The sequence below is a fragment of the Frankia sp. ACN1ag genome, assembly GCF_001414035.1.
Classification (GTDB): Bacteria; Actinomycetota; Actinomycetes; order Frankiales; family Frankiaceae; genus Frankia; species Frankia torreyi.
The window spans coordinates 264,161-286,930 of the sequence record NZ_LJPA01000002.1 but is presented as its reverse complement, the minus strand read 5'-3'; the positions used below and the strand labels follow the sequence as shown (position 1 = coordinate 286,930).

Below are 22,770 nucleotides of genomic sequence, written 5' to 3'. Positions count from 1 at the left end.
CATCACTGGCCGCCGCGGCCGGACACGCCGGCACCGTCCGGCAGATCGGGATACGGGGGGAAGTCGAGATCCGGCGGCATGGCCACGGGTGCAAGCTGCGGAAGCGGGTCGGCCAGCGCGGCGAGAACCCGTGTGTGGCGGTCGAGGTCGGCCTCTACCATCGCCATGAGCGCGTCCATCCGAGCCAGGCAGCGGGCGAGCGCGTCAAGCTGCTCCACCCAGGCCGGTGCCGCGGCACTGGCCTGGGCGCAGTCCCCGGCCTGGGCGGGGGCCGCCGCCGGCCCGGCGCCGGCCACCCGGCGCGGCGGGGCCTGGTCGGGGACCGGGGGGATGCCCTGGATCAGCGGAAAGGAGGTGCGGCGAGTGTCCATGAGAACTCCCTCGATGTCGAACGCGTGTTCGACTATAGGGGATCGAAGGCGACTGGCGCCACTGCGCCGCGTGCACGGCGTGGCGCGGACCGCCGCAACCGCCGGCCGAGAGGCGGGCCGTCGTTGCCCGACTGTTGGCTACGTAGCGTTGCGGGTCGTAGCAAGTTGTGGGGGCCTCGGGTCGGGTCGCCGGGCCTGGCCTACCATCGCGGCATGACCGCGACAGCCGCGAGCGCGGGTCGATGAGCGTCCTCGCCGAGATCCTCGACGGGGTCAGGGCCGACCTGGCCGCCCGCGAGCAGCAGACCCCCCTCGCCGACCTCAAGCAGCGCGTGGAGCGCGTCCCCGATCCCAAGGACGCGCTCGCCGTGTTCCGCAACTCCCCGGTATCGGTGATCGCCGAGGTCAAGCGCAGTTCCCCGTCGAAGGGGAAGCTGGCGGCCATCGCCGATCCCGCGGCCCTCGCCCTCGACTACGAGGCCGGCGGCGCCGCCGCCATCAGCGTTCTCACCGAAGGGCGCCGCTTCGGCGGGTCGCTCGCCGATCTCGACGCCGTGCGCCGCGCGGTGGACGTCCCGCTCCTGCGCAAGGACTTCATCGTCTCGCCCTACCAGGTCTTCGAGGCGCGCGCGCACGGGGCGGACCTCGTGCTGCTCATCGTCGCCGCGCTCGACCAGCCCCGGCTGGTCGGCCTGCGCGAGCGGATCGAGTCGCTGGGCATGACCGCGCTCGTCGAGGTGCACGACGAGGCGGAGCTTGGCCGCGCGCTGGACGCCGACGCCCGGCTGATCGGCGTCAACGCCCGTGATCTGCGCACTCTGGAGGTCGATCGCGCCACGTTCGCCCGGCTCGCGCCGATGGTGCCCGCCGGCGTGCTCGCCGTGGCCGAGTCCGGCGTGCGCGGCCCACGCGACCTGCTCGCCTACGCGGCCGCCGGGGCCGACGCGGTGCTGGTCGGCGAGGCGGCGGTCACCGGCGATCCCCGCCAGACCGTCGCCGACCTCGTGGCCGCCGGGGCGCATCCGGCGGCCAGGGTCGGCCGCTAGCGGCCGGGGGCCGGCGGATCGACCGGCCTGTCGGTGCGGACCGATACAGTCGCACTGTGGCCACCCGAACCGCTGCTCAGCCAGCTCCCGCCGAGACCGCGACCTCGACGCCGTCCGCCGGCGCCGTCCGGGAGCAGGCGGAGAACTGGCAGGTGTTTCCCGATCCCGCGGGGCACTTCGGCCGGTTCGGCGGGCGGTTCGTGCCCGAGGCGCTCATGGCGGCCCTCGAGGAGCTGACCGAGGCCTATGACCAGGCCCGGGCCGACGAGGGCTTCGTCGCCGAGCTCGACGGCCTGCTCGCCACCTACGCCGGCCGGCCCACGCCGCTGACCGACGCTCACCGGCTCACCGAGCACGTCGGCGGCGCCCGCATCCTGCTCAAGCGCGAGGATCTCGCCCACACCGGCTCCCATAAGATCAACAATGTCCTCGGGCAGTGCCTGCTGACCAGGCGGATGGGCAAGTCCCGGGTCATCGCCGAGACCGGCGCCGGTCAGCACGGGGTGGCCACCGCCACCGCCTGCGCCCTGCTCGGCCTGGAGTGCGTGGTCTACATGGGTGAGGAGGACACCCGCCGGCAGGCGCTCAACGTCGCCCGGATGCGCCTGCTCGGCGCCGAGGTCGTCCCGGTCGCCTCCGGCAGCCGCACCCTCAAGGACGCGATCAACGAAGCGATGCGCGACTGGGTCGCCACTGTCGAGCACACCCATTACTGCATCGGTTCGGTGATGGGCCCGCATCCGTTCCCGATGATGGTCCGGGACTTCCAGCGCATCATCGGCGTGGAGGCTCGGGCCCAGGTGCTCGACCGCACCGGCCGGCTGCCCGACGCGGTCGTCGCCTGCGTCGGCGGCGGCTCCAACGCGATGGGCATCTTCCACCCGTTCATCCCTGACACCGACGTCGCCCTGATCGGTTGTGAGGCCGGCGGGGACGGGGTCGCCACCGGGCGGCACGCCGCGGCGATAGCCGGCGGCTCCTCGGGCGTGCTGCACGGCATGCGGACGTTCCTGCTGCAGGACGAGTTCGGTCAGACGCAGGTGTCCCACTCGATCTCCGCCGGCCTGGACTACCCCGGCATCGGCCCCGAGCACGCGCTGCTGCACGAGACCGGCCGGGCGAGCTATCGCGTCGTCGACGACGCCGCGGCGATGGCGGCGCTCGCGCTGGTCGCCCGCACCGAGGGCATCCTGGTCGCGATCGAGAGCGCGCATGCCTTCGCCGGCGCGTTCGACGTCGCTCGCGAGCTCGGCCCGGACGCGATCGTCGTGGTCAACTGCTCCGGTCGCGGCGACAAGGACGTCGACACGGCGGCCCGCTGGTTCGGCCTGCTCGACGACGCGGGCGGCGCCGCCGCCGACGTGGACCCGCGCGGCTGACGCCGGCGCACAGGCAGCCCTCGGGCCCGACGGAACGGACGCAGTACGGTGCAGAGTCGGTTGGACGAGTGTTTCACGGCCGCCCGCGAGGAGGGCCGATCCCTGCTGGTCGGCTACCTGCCGGCCGGCTACCCGACGGTCGACGGCGCGATCGCGGCCATGCGGGCGATGGTCGCGGCGGGTGTCGACGTCGTCGAGGTGGGCCTGCCCTATTCGGATCCGACCATGGACGGGCCGGTGATCCAGGACGCCGCCGACGCGGCGCTGCGCGGCGGGGTGACGACCGCGGACGTGCTACGCACCGTCGAGGCGGTCGCCGCCACCGGTGCGCCGACCGTGGTCATGACCTACTGGAACCCGATCGACCGTTACGGCCCGGCGCGATTCGCCGCCGATCTTGCCGCGGCCGGCGGGGCAGGGGCGATCACTCCGGACCTGCCGCCCGAGGAGGCGGCCCCGTGGCTCGCGGCGAGCGCGGAGCACGGACTGGACCCGGTGTTCCTCGTCGCGCCGAGCTCCTCGGACGCCAGGATCCGGCTGGTCACCGGGATCTCCCGCGGGTTCGTCTATGCCGCCTCCCTGATGGGCGTCACCGGCACCCGCGCTGCGGTCGGTACCCGGGCCGCCGACCTGGTCGCCCGCGTGCGGGCCACCACCGAGCTACCGGTCGCGGTCGGCCTCGGGGTGAGCACCGGCGCGCAGGCCGCCGAGGTCGCCGGGTTCGCCGACGGGGTGATCGTCGGCTCGGCGTTGGTCAAGGTTCTGGTGGACGCGCAGCGCTCGGGCGCGGGCGACGCCGCCGCCCTCGACGGCATCGGCCGGCTGGCCGCCGAGCTCGCCGAAGGGGTGCGCGCCCCCGTCCCGGCCTCGGCCTGACCGGAGTGGCGCCGCGGCCCCCCACCGGGTCGCCGCGGCCGCCGGGATAGCCTGACGACCGTGGTATTCGCCGCCATCCCCAGCCCCTCCCGCGGTGTGGTGCATCTCGGGCCGGTGCCGCTGCGCGCCTACGCCCTGATGATCATCATTGGCATCGTGGTCGCCGTCGTCGTCACCGGACGCAGATTGCGCGCCCGAGGCATGGACCCGGCGATCGCCGGGGAGATCGCCTACTGGGCCGTCCCCTTCGGGATCGTCGGCGCCCGGATCTACCACGTGCTCAGCACCCCGGACGCCTACTTCGGCGAGCACGGGCACGTCGCCGACGTGGTGAAGATCTGGAACGGCGGGTTGGGGATCTGGGGGGCCATCGCCGGCGGCGCGCTCGGCGCCTGGCTCGCCGCCCGGCGTCTCGGGATCAGCCTCGCCCTGTTCGCCGACGCCGCCGCGCCCGGGATCATCCTCGCCCAGGCCATCGGCCGCTGGGGTAACTGGTTCAACCAGGAGCTCTATGGCAAGCCCACCACGCTGCCCTGGGCGGTGCGCATCGACCCCGAACACCGGGCCGACCCGGGGGTGGCGACGTACCAGCCGACGTTCCTCTACGAGTTCCTGTGGAACCTCGTCGTGGCCGGCATCCTGCTGGTCGTCGACCGGCGCCACCGGCTCGGCCGCGGCCGGCTGTTCGCCCTGTACGTCGCGCTCTACACGTTCGGTCGGCTGTGGATCGAGATGCTGCGCATCGACACCGCGGACGAGATCCTCGGCCTGCGCGTGAACATCTGGACCTCCGCGATCGTGTGCGTCGGCGCGGTGGTGGCGCTGCTGGTCGTGCGCCGGCCGGTCGATCCGGACGTGTCACCTGAGGAGCAGCGGGCGTTGGGTCTCGTCCAGGAGCGTCCCCGGCGCCAGCCGACGGACGCCGGGGGCGAACCCGGCAGCGGAACCCGCACGGCCGGTGCCGCCGATGCCAGTCCCGCCAGTGCGGGCAGTGCCGCCAGTGCGGGCAGTGCCGCCAGTGCGGGCAGTGCCGCCAGCGCGGGCAGTGCCGCGCATGCGGTCCGTGCCCCCGCGAGAGAGGGTGGTGCCGAGGGGGCCGAGGACGCCTCCCGCGCAGAACAGCCGGTCGCGGGGGCCGAGACCGGGGCGGGCGCGGTGCCCTCGGGGCGGGCGCGGGTCGAAAGACCGCCCGCGACCTGAGCGTTTACGCCGCTGCCCCGAGCGGCGCGCACGAGTTCACGGCGCGGGGGCGCCGCACTACTCGGGCCACCCGTGGTCATGCCCGGAAATGTGACGTTATACGGCCGTGATCTCCTGGACATATATGATCACGGCGCATCGACGCGGCGCGTGGCACACTCGACAGGAGGCAGCCGGCGCTGGGCCAGCGCTGTCATGTCTCGTTTCACCTCGGACAGCGTCGTCCGCACCTCCTTCAGCCCTTGAAGATGGACAGGACTTCGCCGGATGCCGAGTGCGCAAGGTCTTTACGACCCCACCTTCGAACACGACGCCTGTGGTGTCGGCTTCGTCGTCGATGTGCGCGGNCGACGTAGCCATGAACTGGTCGACCAGGGCCTGACCGTGCTGCGCAACCTCGATCACCGGGGTGCGTCGGGCAGTGACCCGGACACCGGCGACGGAGCCGGCATCCTGGTCCAGGTCCCTGATCTGTTCCTGCGCGACGTGGTCGATTTCGCCCTGCCCGCACCCGGGCGGTACGCGGTGGGCATCGCCTTCCTGCCGCAGGTTGCGGGGGAGCGCGACGACGCGGTGCGCACGATCAGTCGCATCGTCCGCCAGGAGGGCCTGCGGGTCCTCGGCTGGCGCGAGGTGCCGACGGTCAGCCACATCGTCGGGCACGCGGCCCGCGAGGTGGAGCCGCGGATGCGCCAGCTCTTCCTCGCGCTGCCAGGCAGTCTGCCCGGCGCGGGAGCGAAGGGCGTGGCGAACGCGCAGGGGCCGGCCGAGGGCGGCGCCGACGACGGCTTCGACGTGGGTGACCTGGAGCGCCGGGCGTTCTGCGTGCGCAAGCGGATCCGGCGGGAGACCGGCGTCTACCTGTCCTCGCTGTCGTCACGGACCCTCGTCTACAAGGGCATGCTGACCACGCATCAGCTCTCGGCCTACTTCCCCGACCTCGACGACCCGCGGTTCGCCAGCGCCATCGCGCTCGTGCACAGCCGTTTCTCGACGAACACGTTTCCGAGCTGGCCGCTGGCACACCCGTACCGGTTCGTCGCGCACAACGGCGAGATCAACACGGTCCGTGGCAACCGGAACTGGATGCGGGCCCGCGAGGCGCTGCTGGCCAGCGACCTCATCACCGGCGACCTGGCCCGGTTGTTCCCGATCTGCGCGGACGGCGCGAGCGACTCGGCGAGCTTCGACGAGGTGCTGGAGCTGCTGCACCTCGCTGGGCGCAGCCTGCCGCACTCGGTGCTGATGATGATCCCCGAGGCGTGGGAGAACCACGCCGAGATGGATCCGGCGCTGCGGGCCTTCTACGAGTTCCACTCCACCCTGATGGAGCCCTGGGACGGTCCGGCGTCGATCGCGTTCACCGACGGCACGGTCATCGGCGCGGTCCTCGACCGCAACGGCCTGCGCCCGTCGCGCTACTGGGTGACCGACGACGGGCTGGTCGTGATGGCCTCCGAGGTCGGCGTGCTCGACATCCCGCCGCACAAGATCGTCCAGAAGGGCCGGCTCCAGCCGGGCCGGATGTTCCTCGTCGACACCGCGCAGAAGCGCATCGTCAGCGACGAGGAGATCAAGTCGGAGCTGGCGAACGCCGCCCCCTACGCCGAGTGGCTGCACGCCGGGCTGATCTCGCTGGATGACCTTCCCGACCGCGAGCAGGTCATCTACGGCCACTCCTCGGTGCTGCGCCGCCAGCAGGTGTTCGGCTACACCGAGGAGGAGCTGCGCGTCCTGGTCGCGCCGATGGCGCGCTCGGGCGCCGAGCCGATCGGCTCGATGGGCACCGACACCCCCGTCGCCGTGCTCTCCAGCCGTCCCCGGTTGCTGTTCGACTACTTCACCCAGCTCTTCGCGCAGGTCACCAACCCGCCGCTGGACGCGATCCGGGAGGAGCTGGTCACCAGCCTCGGGCGGACCCTGGGCCCGGAGGGCAACCTGCTCGCGCCGTCGCCGGCGTCGTGCCGGATGGTGCACCTGCCCTACCCGGTGATCTCCAGCGGCCAGCTCTCGAAGATCATCGGTATCAACGACGACGGGGACATGCCCGGCTTCGCTTCCGTGACCGTGCGTGGCCTCTACGACGTCGACGGGGGCGGGGCGGCGCTCGCGGCGCGCCTGGCGGAGATCTGCGCCGGGGTCAGCGAGGCCATCGCCGACGGCGCGCGCATCGTCGTGCTCTCCGACCGTGATTCCGACCAGCGCAAGGCGCCGATCCCGTCGCTGCTGCTCACCGCGGCCGTGCACCACCACCTGATCCGGGAGCGGACCCGGACGAAGGTCGGCCTCATCGTCGAGTGCGGCGACGCCCGCGAGGTGCACCACATCGCCCTGCTCACCGGCTACGGTGCCGCGGCGGTCAACCCGTACCTGGCGTTCGAGTCGATTGACACCCTGATCGCCGAGGGCGAGATCGCCGACGTGTCCCGGGAGCAGGCCGAGAAGAACCTGATCAAGGCGCTCGGCAAGGGCGTGCTGAAGGTGATGTCCAAGATGGGCATCTCCACCGTCGCCAGCTACACCGGCGCCCAGGTCTTCGAGGCGATCGGCCTGTCCCAGGAGCTGGTCGACGCCTACTTCGTCGGCACCCCCTCGCGCCTGGACGGCGTCGGGCTGGACGTCATCGCCGACGAGGTCGCCGCCCGGCACCGCCGCGCGCATCCGCGGGTCGCCTCGGAGCTCGCCCACCGCGGCCTGGAGGTCGGCGGCGAGTACCAGTGGCGGCGCGAGGGCGAGATCCACCTGTTCAACCCGGAGACCGTCTTCCTGCTCCAGCACGCCACCCGGACCCGCCAGTACGACGTTTTCCAGGAGTACACCGGCAAGGTCGACGGCCTGTCCCGGGAGAACTCGACCCTGCGCGGGCTGTTCGAGCTGCGCACCGGGGTGCGCCCGCCGGTGCCGATCGAGGAGGTCGAACCGGTCTCGGAGATCGTCAAGCGGTTCGCGACCGGCGCCATGTCCTACGGGTCGATCAGCGCGGAGGCGCACGAGACCCTGGCGATCGCGATGAACCGGCTCGGCGGCAAATCGAACACCGGCGAGGGGGGCGAGGACGCCCGCCGCTTCGTCCCCGACGCCAACGGCGACCTGCGCCGCTCGGCGGTCAAGCAGGTCGCCAGCGGCCGGTTCGGCGTGACCAGCGAGTACCTGGCCAATGCCGACGACATCCAGATCAAGATGGCGCAGGGGGCGAAGCCCGGCGAGGGCGGCCAGCTGCCCGGGCACAAGGTCTACCCGTGGATCGCGAAGACCCGGCATTCGACGCCGGGTGTGGGCCTGATCTCCCCGCCGCCGCACCACGACATCTACTCGATCGAGGACCTCGCCCAGCTCATCCACGACCTGAAGAACGCGAACCCGAAGGCGCGGGTGCACGTCAAGCTGGTCGCCGAGGTCGGCGTCGGCACGGTCGCCGCCGGCGTCTCCAAGGCACACGCCGACGTGGTGCTGATCTCCGGGCACGACGGTGGCACCGGTGCGTCCCCGCTGACCTCGCTCAAGCACGCCGGCGCCCCCTGGGAGCTGGGGCTGGCCGAGACCCAGCAGACGCTGCTGCTCAACGGGCTACGCGACCGGATCGTCGTGCAGGTCGACGGCCAGCTCAAGACCGGCCGCGACGTCGTCGTCGGCGCGCTGCTCGGCGCCGAGGAGTTCGGTTTCGCCACCGCGCCGCTCGTCGTCGCCGGCTGCGTGATGATGCGCGTCTGTCATCTGGACACCTGTCCGGTCGGAGTGGCCACCCAGAACCCGGCGCTGCGGGAGCGGTTCACCGGCAAGCCGGAGTTCGTCGAGGCGTTCTTCACCTTCATCGCCGAGGAGGTCCGTAGCTACCTCGCGGCCCTGGGCTTCCGGACCCTGCAGGAGGCCGTCGGCCGCGTCGACCTGCTCGACGCCCGCGCGGCGATCGAGCACTGGAAGGCGTCCGGACTGGACATCACCCCGCTGCTGCACAGCCCCGAGCGGCCGTTCGGCGGCTCGCTGAACTGCACCTCCAGCCAGGACCACGGACTGGACAAGGCGCTGGACAACTCGCTGATCCAGCTCTGCGAGGGGGCCCTCGACGACGGTCGGCCGGTCTGGCTGGAGATGCCGATCCGCAACGTCAACCGCACCGTCGGCACCATGCTCGGCTACGAGGTGACGAAGCGGTACGGCGCGGCCGGGCTGCCCGACGACACGATCCAGTTGCGCTTCACCGGGTCCGCCGGGCAGAGCTTCGGGGCCTTCGCCCCCAAGGGCATGACGCTGACGCTCGAGGGCGACGTGAACGACTACACCGGCAAGGGTCTGTCCGGCGGCAAGATCTTCGTGTTCCCGCCGAAGGAGTCGCCGCTGCGCGCCGAGGAGAACATCGTCGCCGGCAACGTCCTGCTCTACGGGGCGACGGCGGGAGAGGCGTTCTTCCGCGGGATCGTCGGCGAGCGGTTCTGCGTGCGCAACTCCGGGGCGACCGCGGTCGTCGAGGGCGTCGGCGACCATGGCTGCGAGTACATGACCGGTGGAACGGTGCTGGTCCTCGGCTCGATCGGGCGTAACTTCGCCGCCGGCATGAGCGGCGGCGTGGCGTACCTGTTCGACCCGGTCGAGGCCCGGATCAACACCGAAATGGTCGACGTCGAGGATCTGGAGGCCGCCGACGAGGCGGTCGTGCGCGACCTGCTCGTCCGCCATCGCCGGGAGACCGGCTCGACGGTGGCCGCGCGGCTCTACGCCGACTGGGAGAACGTGCGCGGCGCATTCCGCAAGGTCATGCCGCGGGACTACAAGCGGGTGCTCACCGCGATCCGCCAGGCCGAGGAGCAGGGCCTCGTGGCCGAAGACGTGATCATGGCGGCGAGTCGTGTCTGAGCGGCGCGCGGTGCGCGGCGGCCGGNCGGCCGCGGAGACGCTGATCGCACCGAAGGTGATCTCGCCGAAGATGATCGCGCAGGGGGCCGGGCGGCCCGGACGGATCCGACAGGAGTGTCATGGCTGACCCGACAGGCTTCCTCAAGCACCGCCGGGAGCTGCCGAAGCGCCGGCCGGTCGACCTCCGCCTCCAGGACTGGCGGGAGGTCTACCAGCCCTTTCCCGAGGAGCACCTGCGCGAGCAGGCCAGCCGGTGCATGGACTGCGGCATCCCGTTCTGCCACAACGGCTGCCCGCTGGGGAACATCATCCCCGAGTGGAACGACCTGACCCGGCGCGGGGACTGGCCTGACGCCATCGAGCGGCTGCACGCGACGAACAACTTCCCCGAGTTCACCGGCCGGCTGTGTCCCGCGCCGTGCGAGGCGGCCTGCGTGTTGGGCATCGGGGACGACCCGGTGACCATCAAGCAGGTCGAGGTCAGCATCATCGACCGGGCCTGGGCGGACGGCACCGTCGTGCCGGTGCCGCCGACGGTGCGCACCGGGAAGCGGGTCGCGGTCGTCGGCTCCGGGCCGGCCGGGCTCGCCGCCGCCCAGCAGCTCACCCGCGCCGGGCACGACGTCGTCGTGTACGAGCGGGCGGACCGGGTCGGCGGGCTGCTGCGCTACGGCATTCCCGAGTTCAAGATGGAGAAGAAGGTCGTCGACCAGCGGCTCGCCCAGATGGAGGCCGAGGGCACCTCGTTCGTGACCTCCTGCAACGTCGGGGTCGACATCTCCGCCGACGAGCTGCGTTCCTCCTACGAGGCGGTCGTGCTGGCGGGTGGCTCGACGGTCGGTCGCGACCTGCCGGTCCCCGGCCGAGAGCTCGGCGGCATCCACCTCGCCATGGAGTTCCTGGTGCCGGCGAACCGGGTCGCCCAGGGTGACCTGGCGACCTCGCCGATCTCGGCGAAGGGCAAGCGGGTCGTCATCATCGGCGGCGGCGACACCGGCGCGGACTGCCTGGGCACCTCACATCGCCAGGGCGCGGCGTCGGTGCACCAGCTCGAGATCATGCCGCGACCGCCGGAGCTACGGGCGCCGGCCAACCCGTGGCCGTCCTACCCGATCGTCTACCGGGTCTCCAGCGCGCACGAGGAGGGCGGCGAGCGGGTGTTCGCCGTCAACACCGAGCGGTTCCTCGGCGACGACGAGGGCAACGTGCGGGCGCTGCGCATGCACGAGGTCCGCTTCGTCGCCGGGAAGTTCGAGAAGGTCGAGGGCACCGACGTCGAGCTGCCCTGCGAGCTGGTGCTGCTGGCCATGGGCTTCACCGGCCCGGAGAAGCCCGGCCTGCTGACCGATCTCGGCGTCGAGCTCGACCCCCGGGGCAACGTCGCCCGCGACGCCGGCTGGTCGTCGTCGGTGCCCGGCGTGTTCGTCGCCGGGGACATGGGCCGAGGCCAGTCGCTGATCGTCTGGGCGATCTCGGAGGGGCGCGCGGCGGCCGCCGCGGTCGACCGCTACCTCATGGGCCGCACCGACCTGCCCGAGCCGATCACCCCGACCCGTCGCTGACGGTGACGGCTGCCTCCCGCGGGAGGCGGCCGTCGCGGCCGGTCCCGGCCGACATCATCGGTGCGGCCGCGTAGGCCGGAGGTTCGCAGCGGGTGACATTTCGCTGTGATGTGCCTTGCTCCGTGCCGGATCTGCCCTGATTGACCGAGATCTGCTGGGGGCATCGGCGCTGGTGGCGGTACCGTCCTGTCATATGAGGCTCGTGCTGCTCGGCCCCCCGGGCTCCGGCAAGGGAACGCAGGGCGCGCGCATCAGCGCCCGCCACGGCATCCCCGCGATCTCCACCGGCCAGCTCTTCGACCGGCAGATCGCCGCGGGCACGCAGCTGGGCCGCCGCGCCGAGCGGTATGTCCGCGCCGGCGAGCTCGTGCCTGACGAGATCGTCCTGGACATGGTCGCCGAACGGCTCGACGGCAGCGTGGACTGCGCCGTCGGCTTCCTGCTCGACGGCTTCCCCCGCACCTACCCGCAGGCGGAGGCGCTGGACCGGATGCTCGCCGCGAGCTGCGGCCCCCTCGACGCGGTCGTCGACCTCGACGTCGACATCGACGAGGTGCTCGACCGCATCCGTCGCCGCGCGCACACCGAGGATCGCGTCGACGACGCCGACGACACCGCTCGCCGCCGGCTGAAGGTCTTCGCGGAGGAGACCGCGCCGCTGCGCCGCTACTACGGTCGCAGCGGCCTGCTACGCACCGTCGACGGCGCGGGCACTCCCGACGAGGTTGCCGCTCGCATCGAGCGCGTGCTGGAGGACACCGCCCACCCCGAGCTGCACCACCCCGAGCTGCACCACCCCGGCTGACCGCTCCGGCGGGGGAGCTCCGATGAGCCCCCGGTTGCTGCCGCCCGCGATGACCGCGTCGGCGCGCGATATCTTGAACGCGGTGAGCCAGGGCGCGGATGAGCGGGAGCCGTCGGTACGGGCCGGGCGGGGCACGGGCGTGGCCGGGCCCTCGAACACGGGCCGCCGCCGCGCCGCGCACGTCGGTCTCGTCGCCCTCGTCGTGTTCTGCGGGCTGCCGCTGGTGGTCATCCTCACCGCGGCGCGGACCGTGCTGAACCCGGCCTTCTACTCCCAGTCGCTGGCCCGGGCGCACGCCTACGACCGCATCTACACCGAGGTCCTGCCCGACCCGGCGGTCGACACCCTGCTCGCCGGGCTGCCGATCGACAGCTCACTGGTCACCGCGAACCTGCGCACGGTGCTGCCGCCGGCGACGGTGCAGGAGATGACCGACGAGCAGATCACCCGGATCGTCGACTACCTGCGCGCCCGTACCGGCGACGTCGAGCTCGCGGTCGACCTGCGGCCGATCTTCGGGAACATCTCCGGCCTTGCCAACCGCTACATCGCCGGCGAGCTCGGCACCGGCACCAGCTACCGGGCCGCCTCCGTGCAGGACTTCACCCACGGCGTGCTGACCGCGCTGGACGACATCGCGGCGGGCCGCCCCCCGGCATCGCTGCCCAGCATCGAGCTGACCCCGCAGGACACCGACCGGATCCTGCCGCTCGTGCTCGACCGGGTGGACCCGGCGACCCGCGCGCGCGTCGGCCCCGAGCTGCGGGCGATGCTGCGCTCCGGTGACGTCGCCGGAGCGCTGGCGCTGATCGGACCGCAGGTCTTCCAGGGCGACGAGCGGGCCACCGCCCGGCTGCAGGCGTCGCTGCACGGCTCCACCCTCGACCTCGGCCTGCGCCTGTCGGACCTGCGCGACTCCCCGGCGATCACCGCGATCGACCGCCTGCACGACGTCGCCGCCACCCTGACCTGGGCGACCGCGCTACTCAGCCTGATCATGGCGGGCGCGCTGGCCGGCATCGTCGTGCTGGCCGGGCGGCGGGGGGTGTCGCGGGTCCGCGCGGCGGCCGGGGCGATGATCGCGGCCGGGCTCGGCGCGGCCCTGCTCGGGGCGGTGCTGCGCCTGACCCTGCCCAATCCGCTGACCTCGCTCGCCGGGCCGCGCTCGCCGCTGCCCCCCGGGGCGAGCAGGGTGCTCGTCGACTTCTCCCGGTACGCCTACGGGACGGTGGAGGGCGACTACCTGCGGGTCGTGGCCTGGACGCTCGTCGTCGGCCTCGCCGCCGCCGGACTGTCGTTGCTGGTCGCGGTGTCGGCCCGGTGGAGCCGGACCGGTCGCCGCCGCCGGGTCGCCACCGCGTTCGTCCTGGCCGTGCCCGTGATGGTCACCGTGACCTGGACCGCGTTCCCCGGCGCCGCCGCCGAGCCGCGCGAGCTGTGCGAGAGCAGCCCGTCGCTGTGCGACCGGCGTTACGACCAGGTGACCTACCTCGCGACCCACAACGCGATGGCGAACAGCGAGGACCGGTTCCTCGGTCCGTCCCAGGACCCGACGATCGTCCATCAGCTCGACTCCGGGGTGCGGACGTTGCTGCTCGACGTCCATCACTGGACGCCACCCGCGCAGGTCGAGACGTACCTGGCCACCCTGCCGCCGGCGACCCGCGCGGCGCTGGCACCGCTGAGCCGGGGCGCCGTGTCGACGCGGCCCGGCGTCTGGCTGTGCCACAACCTGTGTCAGCTCGGTTCGCTGGACTTCGTCGCGGAGCTCGGCCGGGTGCGGGACTGGATGGCCCGCAACCCGACCGAGGTGGTGACGTTGATCATCCAGGACGACGACGTCCCGGCCAGCGAGATCGCCGGCGGGGTCGCGGCGGCGGGGCTCGCCGGAATGGTCGCGACGCCGCCCGACGATCCCCACGGACGCTGGCCGACCCTGCGCACCATGATCGATTCGGGTCGGCGGCTGGTGGTCTTCACCGAGCGCCAGGACCTGCCGGGCACCTTCCTGCGCGGCTTCTACCGGTACGCCGCCGACACGCCGTTCGACGCGAAGCGGCCCGAGGACCTGCGCGACTGTGTGCGCAACCGGGGCGCGGCCGGCGCGGGGCTGCTGCTGATGAACCACTGGCTCACCGATGCCGCGCCCAGCCGGCGGGCCGCGCTGACCTCCAACGCCGCCGACACCATCGTCGGCAGAGCCGAGCGCTGCCGCGCGCAGCAGGGGCGGACGCCGACGTTCGTCGCGGTCGACTTCTCGACGATCGGCACGGCGCAGACCGCGGTGGACCGCCTCAATCGTCTCCCCGCTTCGGCCGCCTCCGCCGCCGGGGGCTGATACGGCGGCGGCGGTGATGGTGGGAGCATGGATCGGCCATCGTGCGTTGCAACCAGCGAGAAGACGCCTTCGTCGACCCACACCCGCGCAAGGGAGCTCAGGTGCCCATCTGGAACCAGCTTCGGCAGTCCGCCCAGACGATGCAGGGCCAGCTCGCCGCGAAGAAGAACGACCTGAAGAGCGGAGCCTTCCGCGATGCCAGTATGGCGATCTGCGCGCTGGTCGCGGCGGCGGACGGGACGATCGATCCGGCCGAGCGTCAGCGGGTCGCGTCGTTGATCATTTCCAACGACGTGCTCAACAACTTTCCGGCCGACGACCTCCAGCGACGCTTCAACGACTACGTCGGCAAGCTCCAGGCGGACTTCGAGTTCGGCAAGGTGTCCGTCCTGCAGGACATCGGCAAGACGAAGAAGAAGCCCGCCGAGGCGCGCGCCGTCATCCAGATCGGGATCGTCATCGGCGGGGCGGACGGCACGTTCGACAAGAGCGAGCAGGCCGTCGTGCGCGAGGCGTGCTACGCGGTCGGGATCAGCCCCGAGGAGTTCGATCTGTAGATCCGCTCCGGGGTGCGGCGGTCGCCGCGCGCCTATCTCGTCACACTTCCTCCCCTGCTCGCCGGCGGAGTTGGATGCTCGGGCACATCGCCCGAACGCGCTGACCTGCAAGTCAGCGGGTTGCCCGGGGAGCCGGCAGGCGGGCGCGGATGGCGGCGCCCACGTCCGCCCGGGTGCATCCCTGACGTGACGGCGCGTGACGAGGAGGATGCGTGGGTCCAGCCGATGCCCTGCTGGCGGCCGGGGCGGGTCTGCTGGCGGGAGCGGTCAACGCCGTCGCCGGCGGGGGTACGCTGATCGCCTTTCCGGCCCTGCTCACCACCGGGCTGCCGGCGCTGACCGCGAACATCACCTCCTCGGTGGGCCTGCTCACCGGCTATGCCGGCGGTGCGCTGGGCTACCGCCGCGAGCTCGCCGACCAGGTTGACCGGCTGCGGGCGCTCGGACCGCCCGCGATGCTCGGCGGGATCGTCGGCGCGGTCGTGCTGCTGGCCACCCCGTCGGACAGCTTTCGGGCCCTGGTCCCGTACCTCGTTCTGGTGTCCTGTCTGCTGCTGGCGGCGCAGACCCGGCTGGCCGCTGTCGTGGCGCGGCGGCGGGCCGCGGCCGCCCCGGCCACGACCGCCCCGCCGGTCCCGGCTGCCTCGGCGGCGGGAATCGGCGGGTCAGGGAACACGGTCACCTGGCCCACCCGGATCGGGATCTTCGTGGCCGGCGTGTACGGCTCCTATTTCGGCGCCGGGCTCGGGGTGCTGCTGCTCGGCGTGCTGGGGATCCTGCTCGTCGACGACCTCCAACGCACCAACGCGCTCAAGACGCTGCTCGCCTTCGGCGTGAACGCCGTGGGAGTCGCGGTCTTCCTCATCACCGCGAAGGTCGCCTGGGGATTCGCGGGCATCCTCGTCGTCGCCTCGCTGCTTGGCGGCCTGCTCGGCGCCCGGATCGCCCGGCGGCTGCGCCCGGCTCTCCTGCGTGCGGCGGTGATCACGCTGGGGGTCGGCGTGGCGATCGTGCTTATCATCCGGAACTGATCAGCGCCACGCGGGCCATCTCACCGCGGGCCATCTCACGGCCGGCCATCTCATCACGGGGCAACCGGCCGGACAACGTCCCGACCCGCGTCGGATAACCTTGCCGGTCCGCTCCTCGAATGACTCTCACGTCACTGTCACAATGGCAGCCCGACGAGCCGGGCCCGGCGGAGCCGTATTCGGCGCCCCCGCATAATCTGTGTACGCAGTGTTCCCGAGGAACGCTCACGTAACGGCAATCCTGTGCGGATGGCGCAACATTATCGCGCCGCTGAGCGTCTATCAGCGGGGCTGCTGCCAGGCGTGATCCGCGCGGGGTCGGTGGGTCCTGTCGCGCCAGGGGGTGGCGCGGTTTTGCGGTACGCCAGCGCGGTCGGTCTGAGTGCCGACGCGACGCGCGTGGCTGGTCCGCTGGGAGGGGTCTTGTGTTCGACGATGAACCGATTGCAGTCGGGCGGGCCGGCGCGGCGCGGCCGGGGGCGCCACGGGTGAGCGGCCGAGGCCCGAGCGGCCCGTCGGCCGGGGTTGCGCGCTGGTCGGACCGGGCGCTGGCGCTGTGCGCCCTCGCCGGGCTGATCGCCGCGGCTTCCGTGCCGCGCACCTGGGCGCGCGCGACCCTGTCGGACCGCGGCTCGGCGCTGCTCGTGGTCTCCAGATCGGGCTGGCAGTTGCGTCCGGCCGGGCCGCTGGTGGTCGCGTTCGGCCTGCTCACGGCCCTGGTCTGCGTGCTGGCGCACCGCCGCGGCCGGGCCGCGCTCGGTGCGCTGCTGGCCCTGCTCGGCGCCGCCGTCACGGGTCTCGCGCTGAGCCGGCTGCACGCCGCCGACCCGCTCGTGCACACGATCGGCCGACTGCGCATCGGTACGTTCCAGACCGACGAGCCGGTCGCGGCGGGCACCGCCGGCGCGGGTCTGTGGGTCGCGGCCGTCGCTGGCATCGTGGTGGTGCTGGCGGCCGCGGGCTGGCTGCAGCTCACCCGCCGGGCCGCGGCGGCGGCTCAGGCGTCGACGGCCGGCGGATGGGCAGGCTCCGTCGGAGCGACGCAGGCCGGCTTCGCCCCTGTCTCCGGGCCCGCGTCCGCCGAGGTGTCCGGTGTGGGTCCGGCGGCTCCCGGTGGGATCCCGGGCGGCAACGGTGCCGCGGAACGCGGGGTCGACCATGGCCTATGACTATGCGTCGTTCTCGACGCTCGCCGGACCGCTCCAGGAGCCCCCCGCCAGCGGGGAGTACCACGTCGCCTACCGCAAGATCATGGTGGGGCGCGCGCTCTACCAGGTGTTGCCGCAGCTCATCGCTACTGTGGGCCTGTCGTCGCTGTTCTTCGTCTGGCTGATCCAGCCGGAGCACTATCCGCACGCGAAGTACCTGCCGACCGCCGTGCAGGTCGGCAATGCCGTGATGTTCTGGCTGATCGTGGTCACGGAGGGTATTCGACTGCTGAACTCGATCACCCTGTGCTGGTCNGCGTACATCATGCGCAATCCGGTACCCGTGCGACCGCCGCGGGGTCTGCGCGTCGCCTTCACGACGACGATCGTGCCGGCGAAGGAGCCCCTCGACGTCGTCCGGGACACCCTCATCGCGGCCCGCAACATCCGCCATGACTCGACGATCGACGTCTGGCTGCTCGATGAAGGCGACGACCCGGCCGTGCGCGCGATGTGCGCCGAGATCGGGGTCAACCACTTTTCCCGCAAGGGTGTGGAGCGCTGGAACACCGCTCGCGGCCGGTTCCGGGCGAAGACCAAGCACGGTAACCACAACTCCTGGCTCGACGCGCACGGCGACACCTACGACGTGGTGCTCTCCGTCGACCCGGACCATATTCCGTTGCCGAACTTCGCGGAACGCATGCTCGGCTATTTCCGGGATCCGAACGTCGCGTTCGTCGTCGGCCCGCAGGTCTACGGAAACTTCCGTCATTACCTGACCCGCGGGGCCGAGGCGCAGAACTACATGTTCCATTCCGTCGTCCAGCGGGCGGCAAACCGGTTCGCCGCCGGGATGTTCGTGGGCACGAACCATGCCTACCGGGTCGAGACCTGGCGGCAGATCGGCGGCTTTCAGGACTCGATCACCGAGGATCTCGCGACGTCCTTCGCCGTCCACGGCGCCCGCAACCCGCAGACGAACCACCGCTGGACCTCGGTCTACACCCCGGACGTCATCGCCGTGGGCGAGGGCCCGGCCACCTGGACGGACTTCTTCAGCCAGCAGCTGCGCTGGGCGCGCGGTGCCAACGAGGTCCTCGTCACCGAGGCCGCCGGTCGGATGCGCAAGCTTGCCTGGGGCCCGCGGCTGCACTACGCCACGCTCATGCTGCACTACCCGACGGTCGCTCTGACCTGGATCCTCGGCATGATCCTCACCACGACGTACATGGCGCTCGGCTCCACCGGGGTGGTCCTGCACGTCTCGGCGTGGCTGGNGCTCTACATCGACGTGTTCGCCGCCCGACTGCTGCTCTACTTCTGGCTGCGCCGGTTCAACACCAGCCCGCACGAGGAGGCGGGCAGCGCCGGGATGTCCGGCATCTTCGTGTCGGTGCTGTGCACGCCGTTCTACTCGACCGCGCTGGTCGGGGCCGTCTTCCGGCGCAAGCTCGGCTTCGTCGTGACGCCGAAGGGCGACCAGGCGAGCCCGGACCGGCTGCTGACCTTCCGCAAGCACCTGTTCTGGGCGGCCTGGTCGGCCGGGTCGATCGCGGCCGCCGCCTCGCTCGGCCACCTGTACCCGGCGAACATGGTCTGGGTCTCGCTGTCGCTGGTGATCTGCCTGCTGCCGATCGGGTTGTGGAGCCTCGAACCGATCCTCGCACCGCGCCGTGCGGCGGCGCCGAACCCGCTGCCCGCCGCGCACGTGCCGGCGCCGCGCCGCGCGCCGCAGACCGTCGGGTCGGCCCGGTCCGCGCCCGTCCGCGCGGCCGCGGCCGGGTACCCGTCGGCCCTCGATCCGATCACCGAGGAGGTGCCGGCCGCCGTCGTCGCGGCGTTCGCCGACCCGGCGACGGAGCACGTGCCGATCCCCGCGGGGCTGGCCGGCGCCGGCGCGGCGGGCATCGGCAACGAGACCCTGACGATCGTCGGGTCGAAGGCCGCGGCCGCCGCGCCGGCGAGGGCGGCCGGCCGGGCGGGCGATTCCACGGGCGTGGACGGTCCCACCATCCTGCTGTCCGCCCCCGCGGCGGCCGCCGCCGCGGCCCGGGTGGCGGCCGGTGCCGGTGCCGGTGGCGTCGGCCTGGGCGGCAGCGGCGGCGCCAGCGCTCGCGCTGGCGGCGTCGATCAGGACACCGTCATCACCCGCACGCTGCCCGCTGCTCCCGAGGAGCGGGCGCCGCGGGGCCAAGACCGGCCCGTGGACGGGCGCGAGCGGCGCCGAGAGCGCCGGGCGGCCGAACTGCCCGCCGACCTGCCCGCCTACGCCGACGACGAGCCCGTCTACGCCGAGCAGGAGACCATGCTGACCCCGCGCAAGGAGCTGGCCGGGGTGTCCGCCGCGGGCGAGCTGCCCGCCTACGTCGAGGACGTCACGATGAGGCTCACCCCGCGCCGCCGCCGCGTCACCCTGGACGGCACGCTTGAGGAGCTGGGCTGATGGCCGACCGTCCAAGGCGGTCCGGATCGTCGCCGGATCCCGACCCGCCGACCGTCTCCGACCTGCACGCGCTCGGCGCACCGGCGCCGGCCGACGATCCGCGGATGGCCCCCGTCGTCGCCCGGCCGACGACCTCCCGGCGGCGTCGGCGGCTCCTGCAGGCGACGATCATCGTGCTCGTCGTCCTCGCCGGCAACTTCCCGTACATGGACTCCTGGGCGTCCGACCGATACGACGAGTGGCGCTCCCATCAGCCCGCGTACATGCGGGACAACGGGCGCTGGGACATCGTCGCGGACAGCGGCTCGCGGTCCATCCATGCCGCACTGCTGCGCACCGGCAAGGTTCTGTTGATGGCCGGCTCCGGCAACGACAAGAACAACTTCGACGCCAAGCGGTTCGAGACCATCCTGTGGGATCCGACGGCGAACAGCTTCCAGAAGATCTACACGCCGTGGGACGTCTTCTGCGCCGGTCACGCGTTCCTGCCCAACGGCGACCTGCTCATCGCCGGCGGGACGAAGGCCTACGAGGTGCTGGCCCAGGACGCCCCCGACGGCAAGAAAAAGGAATACGAGGGGCTGAAGGACTCCTACGTGTTCGATCCGATCAGCCAGCGGTACGTCAAGACCGGATTCCTGCAGCATGCCCGCTGGTACCCGACGCTGGTCACGCTCGCCAACGGTGCCGTCGTCGCCGTCTCCGGACTCAACGAGAACGGCGACATCGACCCGGGCAACACCGAGTCCTTCGACATCGCGAGCTCGGCCTGGATCGAGCATCCGGAGCTGGTCAAGGAATTCCCGACCTACCCGTCGCTGCTGCTCACCGCGGACGGGCGGCTGTTCTTCTCCGGCGCCAACGCCGGCTACGGGCCGGCGTCGCTGGAGGCGCGCCAGTCGGGGCTGTGGAACCTGACGAACAACCAGTTCCAGGCCGTTCCCGGGCTGCCGCTGCCTGAGGTCAACGAGACGGCCGGCACCGTGCTGCTCGCCCCGGCGCAGGACCAGAAGGTGATGTTCATCGGCGGTGGGGGCGTCGGCGACACCCAGGTGGCGACCGATCGCACCGCCATCGTCGACCTGTCCGCGCCGCAACCTGCCTGGCAGCGCGGTCCGGACCTCAGCTCGCCGAAGCGGTACCCGGGCGCCGTGCTGCTTCCCGACGACACCGTGCTGGTCTCCGGCGGGTCGCGGCGCTACCGGGCGAAGGACACCCTCACCGCCGAGATCTACGACCCGGCGACGAAGGCGTTCCGCCCGGTGGCCGACCCGCACGTCGGCCGCGACTACCACTCCGAGTACCTGCTGCTGCCCGACGGCCGGGTCGCGGTCTTCGGCTCCAACCCGCTCAGCGACGACAACACGTTCGACACCCGCGTCGAGGTCTACTCGCCGCCCTACCTGTACGCCGGNGAGCGTCCGGTGATCAGTGGTGCCCCGGGCACGATCACCCGGGGCACCACGATCACGCTGCGTGCCTCGCAGAAGATCGGCAAGGTCCGGCTGATGCGGCCCGGCGCCTACACCCACGTGACCGACACCGAGCAACGGTCGGTGGCGTTGCCGATCACGGCACAGGCGGACGGTACGGTCACCGTGAGCGTGCCGGACAATCCGAACGTTCTGCCGGGTGACTGGTACATGCTCTTCGTCGACAACGGTGCGAACGTGCCGTCGGTCGCGACCTGGGTGCACGTGACCCCCTGACGGCCGCCGCCGCGGCCGGTGGCGCCGGTCAGCCGGTCGGTCGGCAGGTCGGCCGGTCGGTCGGCCAGTCGGTCAGCCGGTCGCGGCGCGGTTGCGGCGGGGTCGCGGCCGGCGGGGGAGTGGGCCCCGCGGCGACCGCCCCACGCCGAGGTCGGCGAGGCCACCGTCGAGAGGAGTGCCTTCGTGCCGACGTCCAGGTCCCGGGCCGCCGTTCCCATGCCGCCGGGCGGCGACCGTGTGTGGCCGGGCTGGCCGCGACGGGCCCCTGCCCCGCGCGGCCAGGGAGTGCGGGGGTGGCGCCCGTGCGCCTGCGGCCGTCCCCGCGGGGTCGCGGCCGTCTTCGCACTGGTCGCGGCGCTGGTCGTCACGCTGGTCGGGTGCGGCCCGGGCGGCGGCGGGAAGTCGGCCGGCGGGGCCGGCGGTGCCGTGGGCGTGGGCGCTGTCACGACCGCGGTGCCCGCCCCGGATCCGACCCGCTGCCCCGCGGGCGGCGGCGCCGGGACGGGTCCCTCCCTCGCCGCTTCCTCCCTCCCCGCCGACGGGGCCGTCGCCCGGGGCCGCGCGCCCCGCGGCCCGTTTCTCGTCGACCTGGCCAGCCAGGCGGCGCAGCAGGCGCAGGCCCATCCGGCCGACGCCGCGGCCATCGCCCCGCTGGTCCAGACCTCGTCCGCCTTCTCGGTCGGCGACTGGATCACCGACGTCGTCGGCGAGGTCCACCGCCGGGCCGCCGCGGCTGCGACGGCCGGAGCCACCGCGGTGTTCATGGTTTACGCCATCCCGCACCGGGACGTGGGAGCCGGTTTCTCCGCCGGCGGGCTGCCCGACGCCGTCGCCTACCGCCAGTTCACCCGCCAGGTCGCCGCGGGCATCGGCGGCGCGGCGGCGGTCATCGTGCTCGAACCCGATGCGCTCGGGCAGATCGACCAGCTCGACGCCGCGCAGGCGGCCGAACGCTACGCGCTGCTGCGCGACGCGGTCGACGTGTATGGCACGCTGCCGGCGACCAGCGTCTACCTGGACGGCGCGAACTGCGGCTGGATCGCCCCGGCGGTCATGGCCGGGCGGTTGGCGCAGGCCGGGATCGCGCACGCCCGCGGCTTCGCCGTCAACGTGGCGAACTATTACCGCACCGAGGACGAGGCCGCTCGCGCCGAGGTCCTCTCCCGCTTCGTCGGAGGGGCGCACTACGTCGTCGACACCTCCCGCAACGGCCGCGGCCCGGCGGTCGGGCTGACGAACGCGTGGTGCAATCCGCCCGGACGCGGCCTCGGCGAGAAACCCACGACCAGCACGGGATATCCGCATGCGGACGCGTTCCTCTGGGTGAAGACGCCCGGCGCGAGCGACGGGGAATGCGGCCGTGGCGATCCGGCAGCGGGCACGTGGTGGCCGGAACAGGCCGCGGAGCTCGTGCGCAACGCCGCGGGCTGAACGCCGGCCGGTTATGCGCT

Annotated in this window: 14 protein-coding genes and 2 pseudogenes; 15 read left to right on the top strand and 1 reads right to left on the bottom strand. The window is 72.6% G+C overall.

Features of this window, described 5'->3' with window-relative positions:
- Nucleotides 1–2: 2 nt before the first annotated feature.
- On the bottom strand, nucleotides 3–371 hold the full coding sequence (locus UK82_RS02605) for a hypothetical protein (RefSeq protein WP_044884471.1): 369 nt from the start codon (nucleotides 369–371) through the stop codon (nucleotides 3–5).
- A 242-nt stretch (nucleotides 372–613) separates the two neighbouring features.
- On the opposite strand from UK82_RS02605, the gene trpC reads away from it, so the two are divergent.
- From trpC to UK82_RS02535, 15 genes and pseudogenes are all read left to right on the top strand, one after another.
- A complete protein-coding gene (gene trpC / locus UK82_RS02600; protein WP_044884472.1) occupies nucleotides 614–1,417 on the top strand; it encodes an indole-3-glycerol phosphate synthase TrpC in 804 nt (267 codons plus the stop codon).
- 56 nt (nucleotides 1,418–1,473) lie between these two features.
- Nucleotides 1,474–2,796, top strand: a complete 1,323-nt coding sequence (trpB, locus tag UK82_RS02595) for a tryptophan synthase subunit beta (protein ID WP_055406180.1) — start codon at nucleotides 1,474–1,476, stop codon at nucleotides 2,794–2,796.
- A gap of 48 nt (nucleotides 2,797–2,844) precedes the next feature.
- Nucleotides 2,845–3,672: a tryptophan synthase subunit alpha gene (trpA, locus tag UK82_RS02590; protein WP_055406179.1), complete on the top strand. Its 828-nt coding sequence runs from the start codon at nucleotides 2,845–2,847 to the stop codon at nucleotides 3,670–3,672.
- A 60-nt stretch (nucleotides 3,673–3,732) separates the two neighbouring features.
- Complete coding sequence (gene lgt, locus UK82_RS02585) at nucleotides 3,733–4,872, top strand: prolipoprotein diacylglyceryl transferase (protein ID WP_055406178.1); 1,140 nt, start codon at nucleotides 3,733–3,735, stop codon at nucleotides 4,870–4,872.
- Between the two features lie 348 nt (nucleotides 4,873–5,220).
- Nucleotides 5,221–9,723, top strand: a 4,503-nt coding sequence (gltB, locus tag UK82_RS02580; RefSeq protein WP_236705410.1) for a glutamate synthase large subunit, incomplete at its 5' end; no start/stop codon positions are given.
- 119 nt (nucleotides 9,724–9,842) lie between these two features.
- The gene (locus UK82_RS02575; protein WP_044884477.1) at nucleotides 9,843–11,285 is read left to right on the top strand and encodes a glutamate synthase subunit beta; all 1,443 of its coding nucleotides are present in this window, start codon (nucleotides 9,843–9,845) and stop codon (nucleotides 11,283–11,285) included.
- Between the two features lie 193 nt (nucleotides 11,286–11,478).
- The gene (locus UK82_RS02570) at nucleotides 11,479–12,090 is read left to right on the top strand and encodes an adenylate kinase (RefSeq protein WP_055406176.1); all 612 of its coding nucleotides are present in this window, start codon (nucleotides 11,479–11,481) and stop codon (nucleotides 12,088–12,090) included.
- 22 nt (nucleotides 12,091–12,112) lie between these two features.
- Complete coding sequence (locus UK82_RS02565; protein ID WP_236705409.1) at nucleotides 12,113–14,428, top strand: hypothetical protein; 2,316 nt, start codon at nucleotides 12,113–12,115, stop codon at nucleotides 14,426–14,428.
- Nucleotides 14,429–14,529: 101 nt separating this feature from the next.
- Entirely contained in the window at nucleotides 14,530–14,985 is a 456-nt protein-coding gene (locus UK82_RS02560; RefSeq protein WP_044884479.1) for a tellurite resistance TerB family protein, read from the top strand.
- Between the two features lie 212 nt (nucleotides 14,986–15,197).
- Nucleotides 15,198–16,016: a sulfite exporter TauE/SafE family protein gene (locus UK82_RS02555; RefSeq protein WP_044884480.1), complete on the top strand. Its 819-nt coding sequence runs from the start codon at nucleotides 15,198–15,200 to the stop codon at nucleotides 16,014–16,016.
- A gap of 488 nt (nucleotides 16,017–16,504) precedes the next feature.
- The gene (locus UK82_RS02550; RefSeq protein WP_236705408.1) at nucleotides 16,505–17,185 is read left to right on the top strand and encodes a hypothetical protein; all 681 of its coding nucleotides are present in this window, start codon (nucleotides 16,505–16,507) and stop codon (nucleotides 17,183–17,185) included.
- 295 nt (nucleotides 17,186–17,480) lie between these two features.
- A pseudogene (locus UK82_RS35140) lies at nucleotides 17,481–18,444 on the top strand (glycosyltransferase family 2 protein); the annotation flags it as partial.
- Nucleotides 18,445–19,714: 1,270 nt separating this feature from the next.
- Nucleotides 19,715–21,024 (top strand): annotated as a pseudogene (locus tag UK82_RS42225) (galactose oxidase); the annotation flags it as partial.
- Nucleotide 21,025: 1 nt separating this feature from the next.
- On the top strand, nucleotides 21,026–21,319 hold a 294-nt coding region (locus UK82_RS35135; protein ID WP_236705407.1), incomplete at its 5' end, for a galactose oxidase early set domain-containing protein.
- Between the two features lie 183 nt (nucleotides 21,320–21,502).
- On the top strand, nucleotides 21,503–22,750 hold the full coding sequence (locus UK82_RS02535) for a glycoside hydrolase family 6 protein (RefSeq protein WP_044884533.1): 1,248 nt from the start codon (nucleotides 21,503–21,505) through the stop codon (nucleotides 22,748–22,750).
- The last annotated feature ends 20 nt before the right edge of the window (nucleotides 22,751–22,770 follow it).

Coding starts and splice junctions, on each gene's coding strand:
- trpC (WP_044884472.1), top strand. CDS start 614: ATGAGCGTCCTCGCCGAGATCCTCGACGGGGTCAGGGCCGACCTGGCC.
- UK82_RS02565 (WP_236705409.1), top strand. CDS start 12,113: ATGAGCCCCCGGTTGCTGCCGCCCGCGATGACCGCGTCGGCGCGCGAT.
- UK82_RS02570 (WP_055406176.1), top strand. CDS start 11,479: ATGAGGCTCGTGCTGCTCGGCCCCCCGGGCTCCGGCAAGGGAACGCAG.
- UK82_RS02575 (WP_044884477.1), top strand. CDS start 9,843: ATGGCTGACCCGACAGGCTTCCTCAAGCACCGCCGGGAGCTGCCGAAG.
- UK82_RS02605 (WP_044884471.1), bottom strand. CDS start 371: ATGGACACTCGCCGCACCTCCTTTCCGCTGATCCAGGGCATCCCCCCG.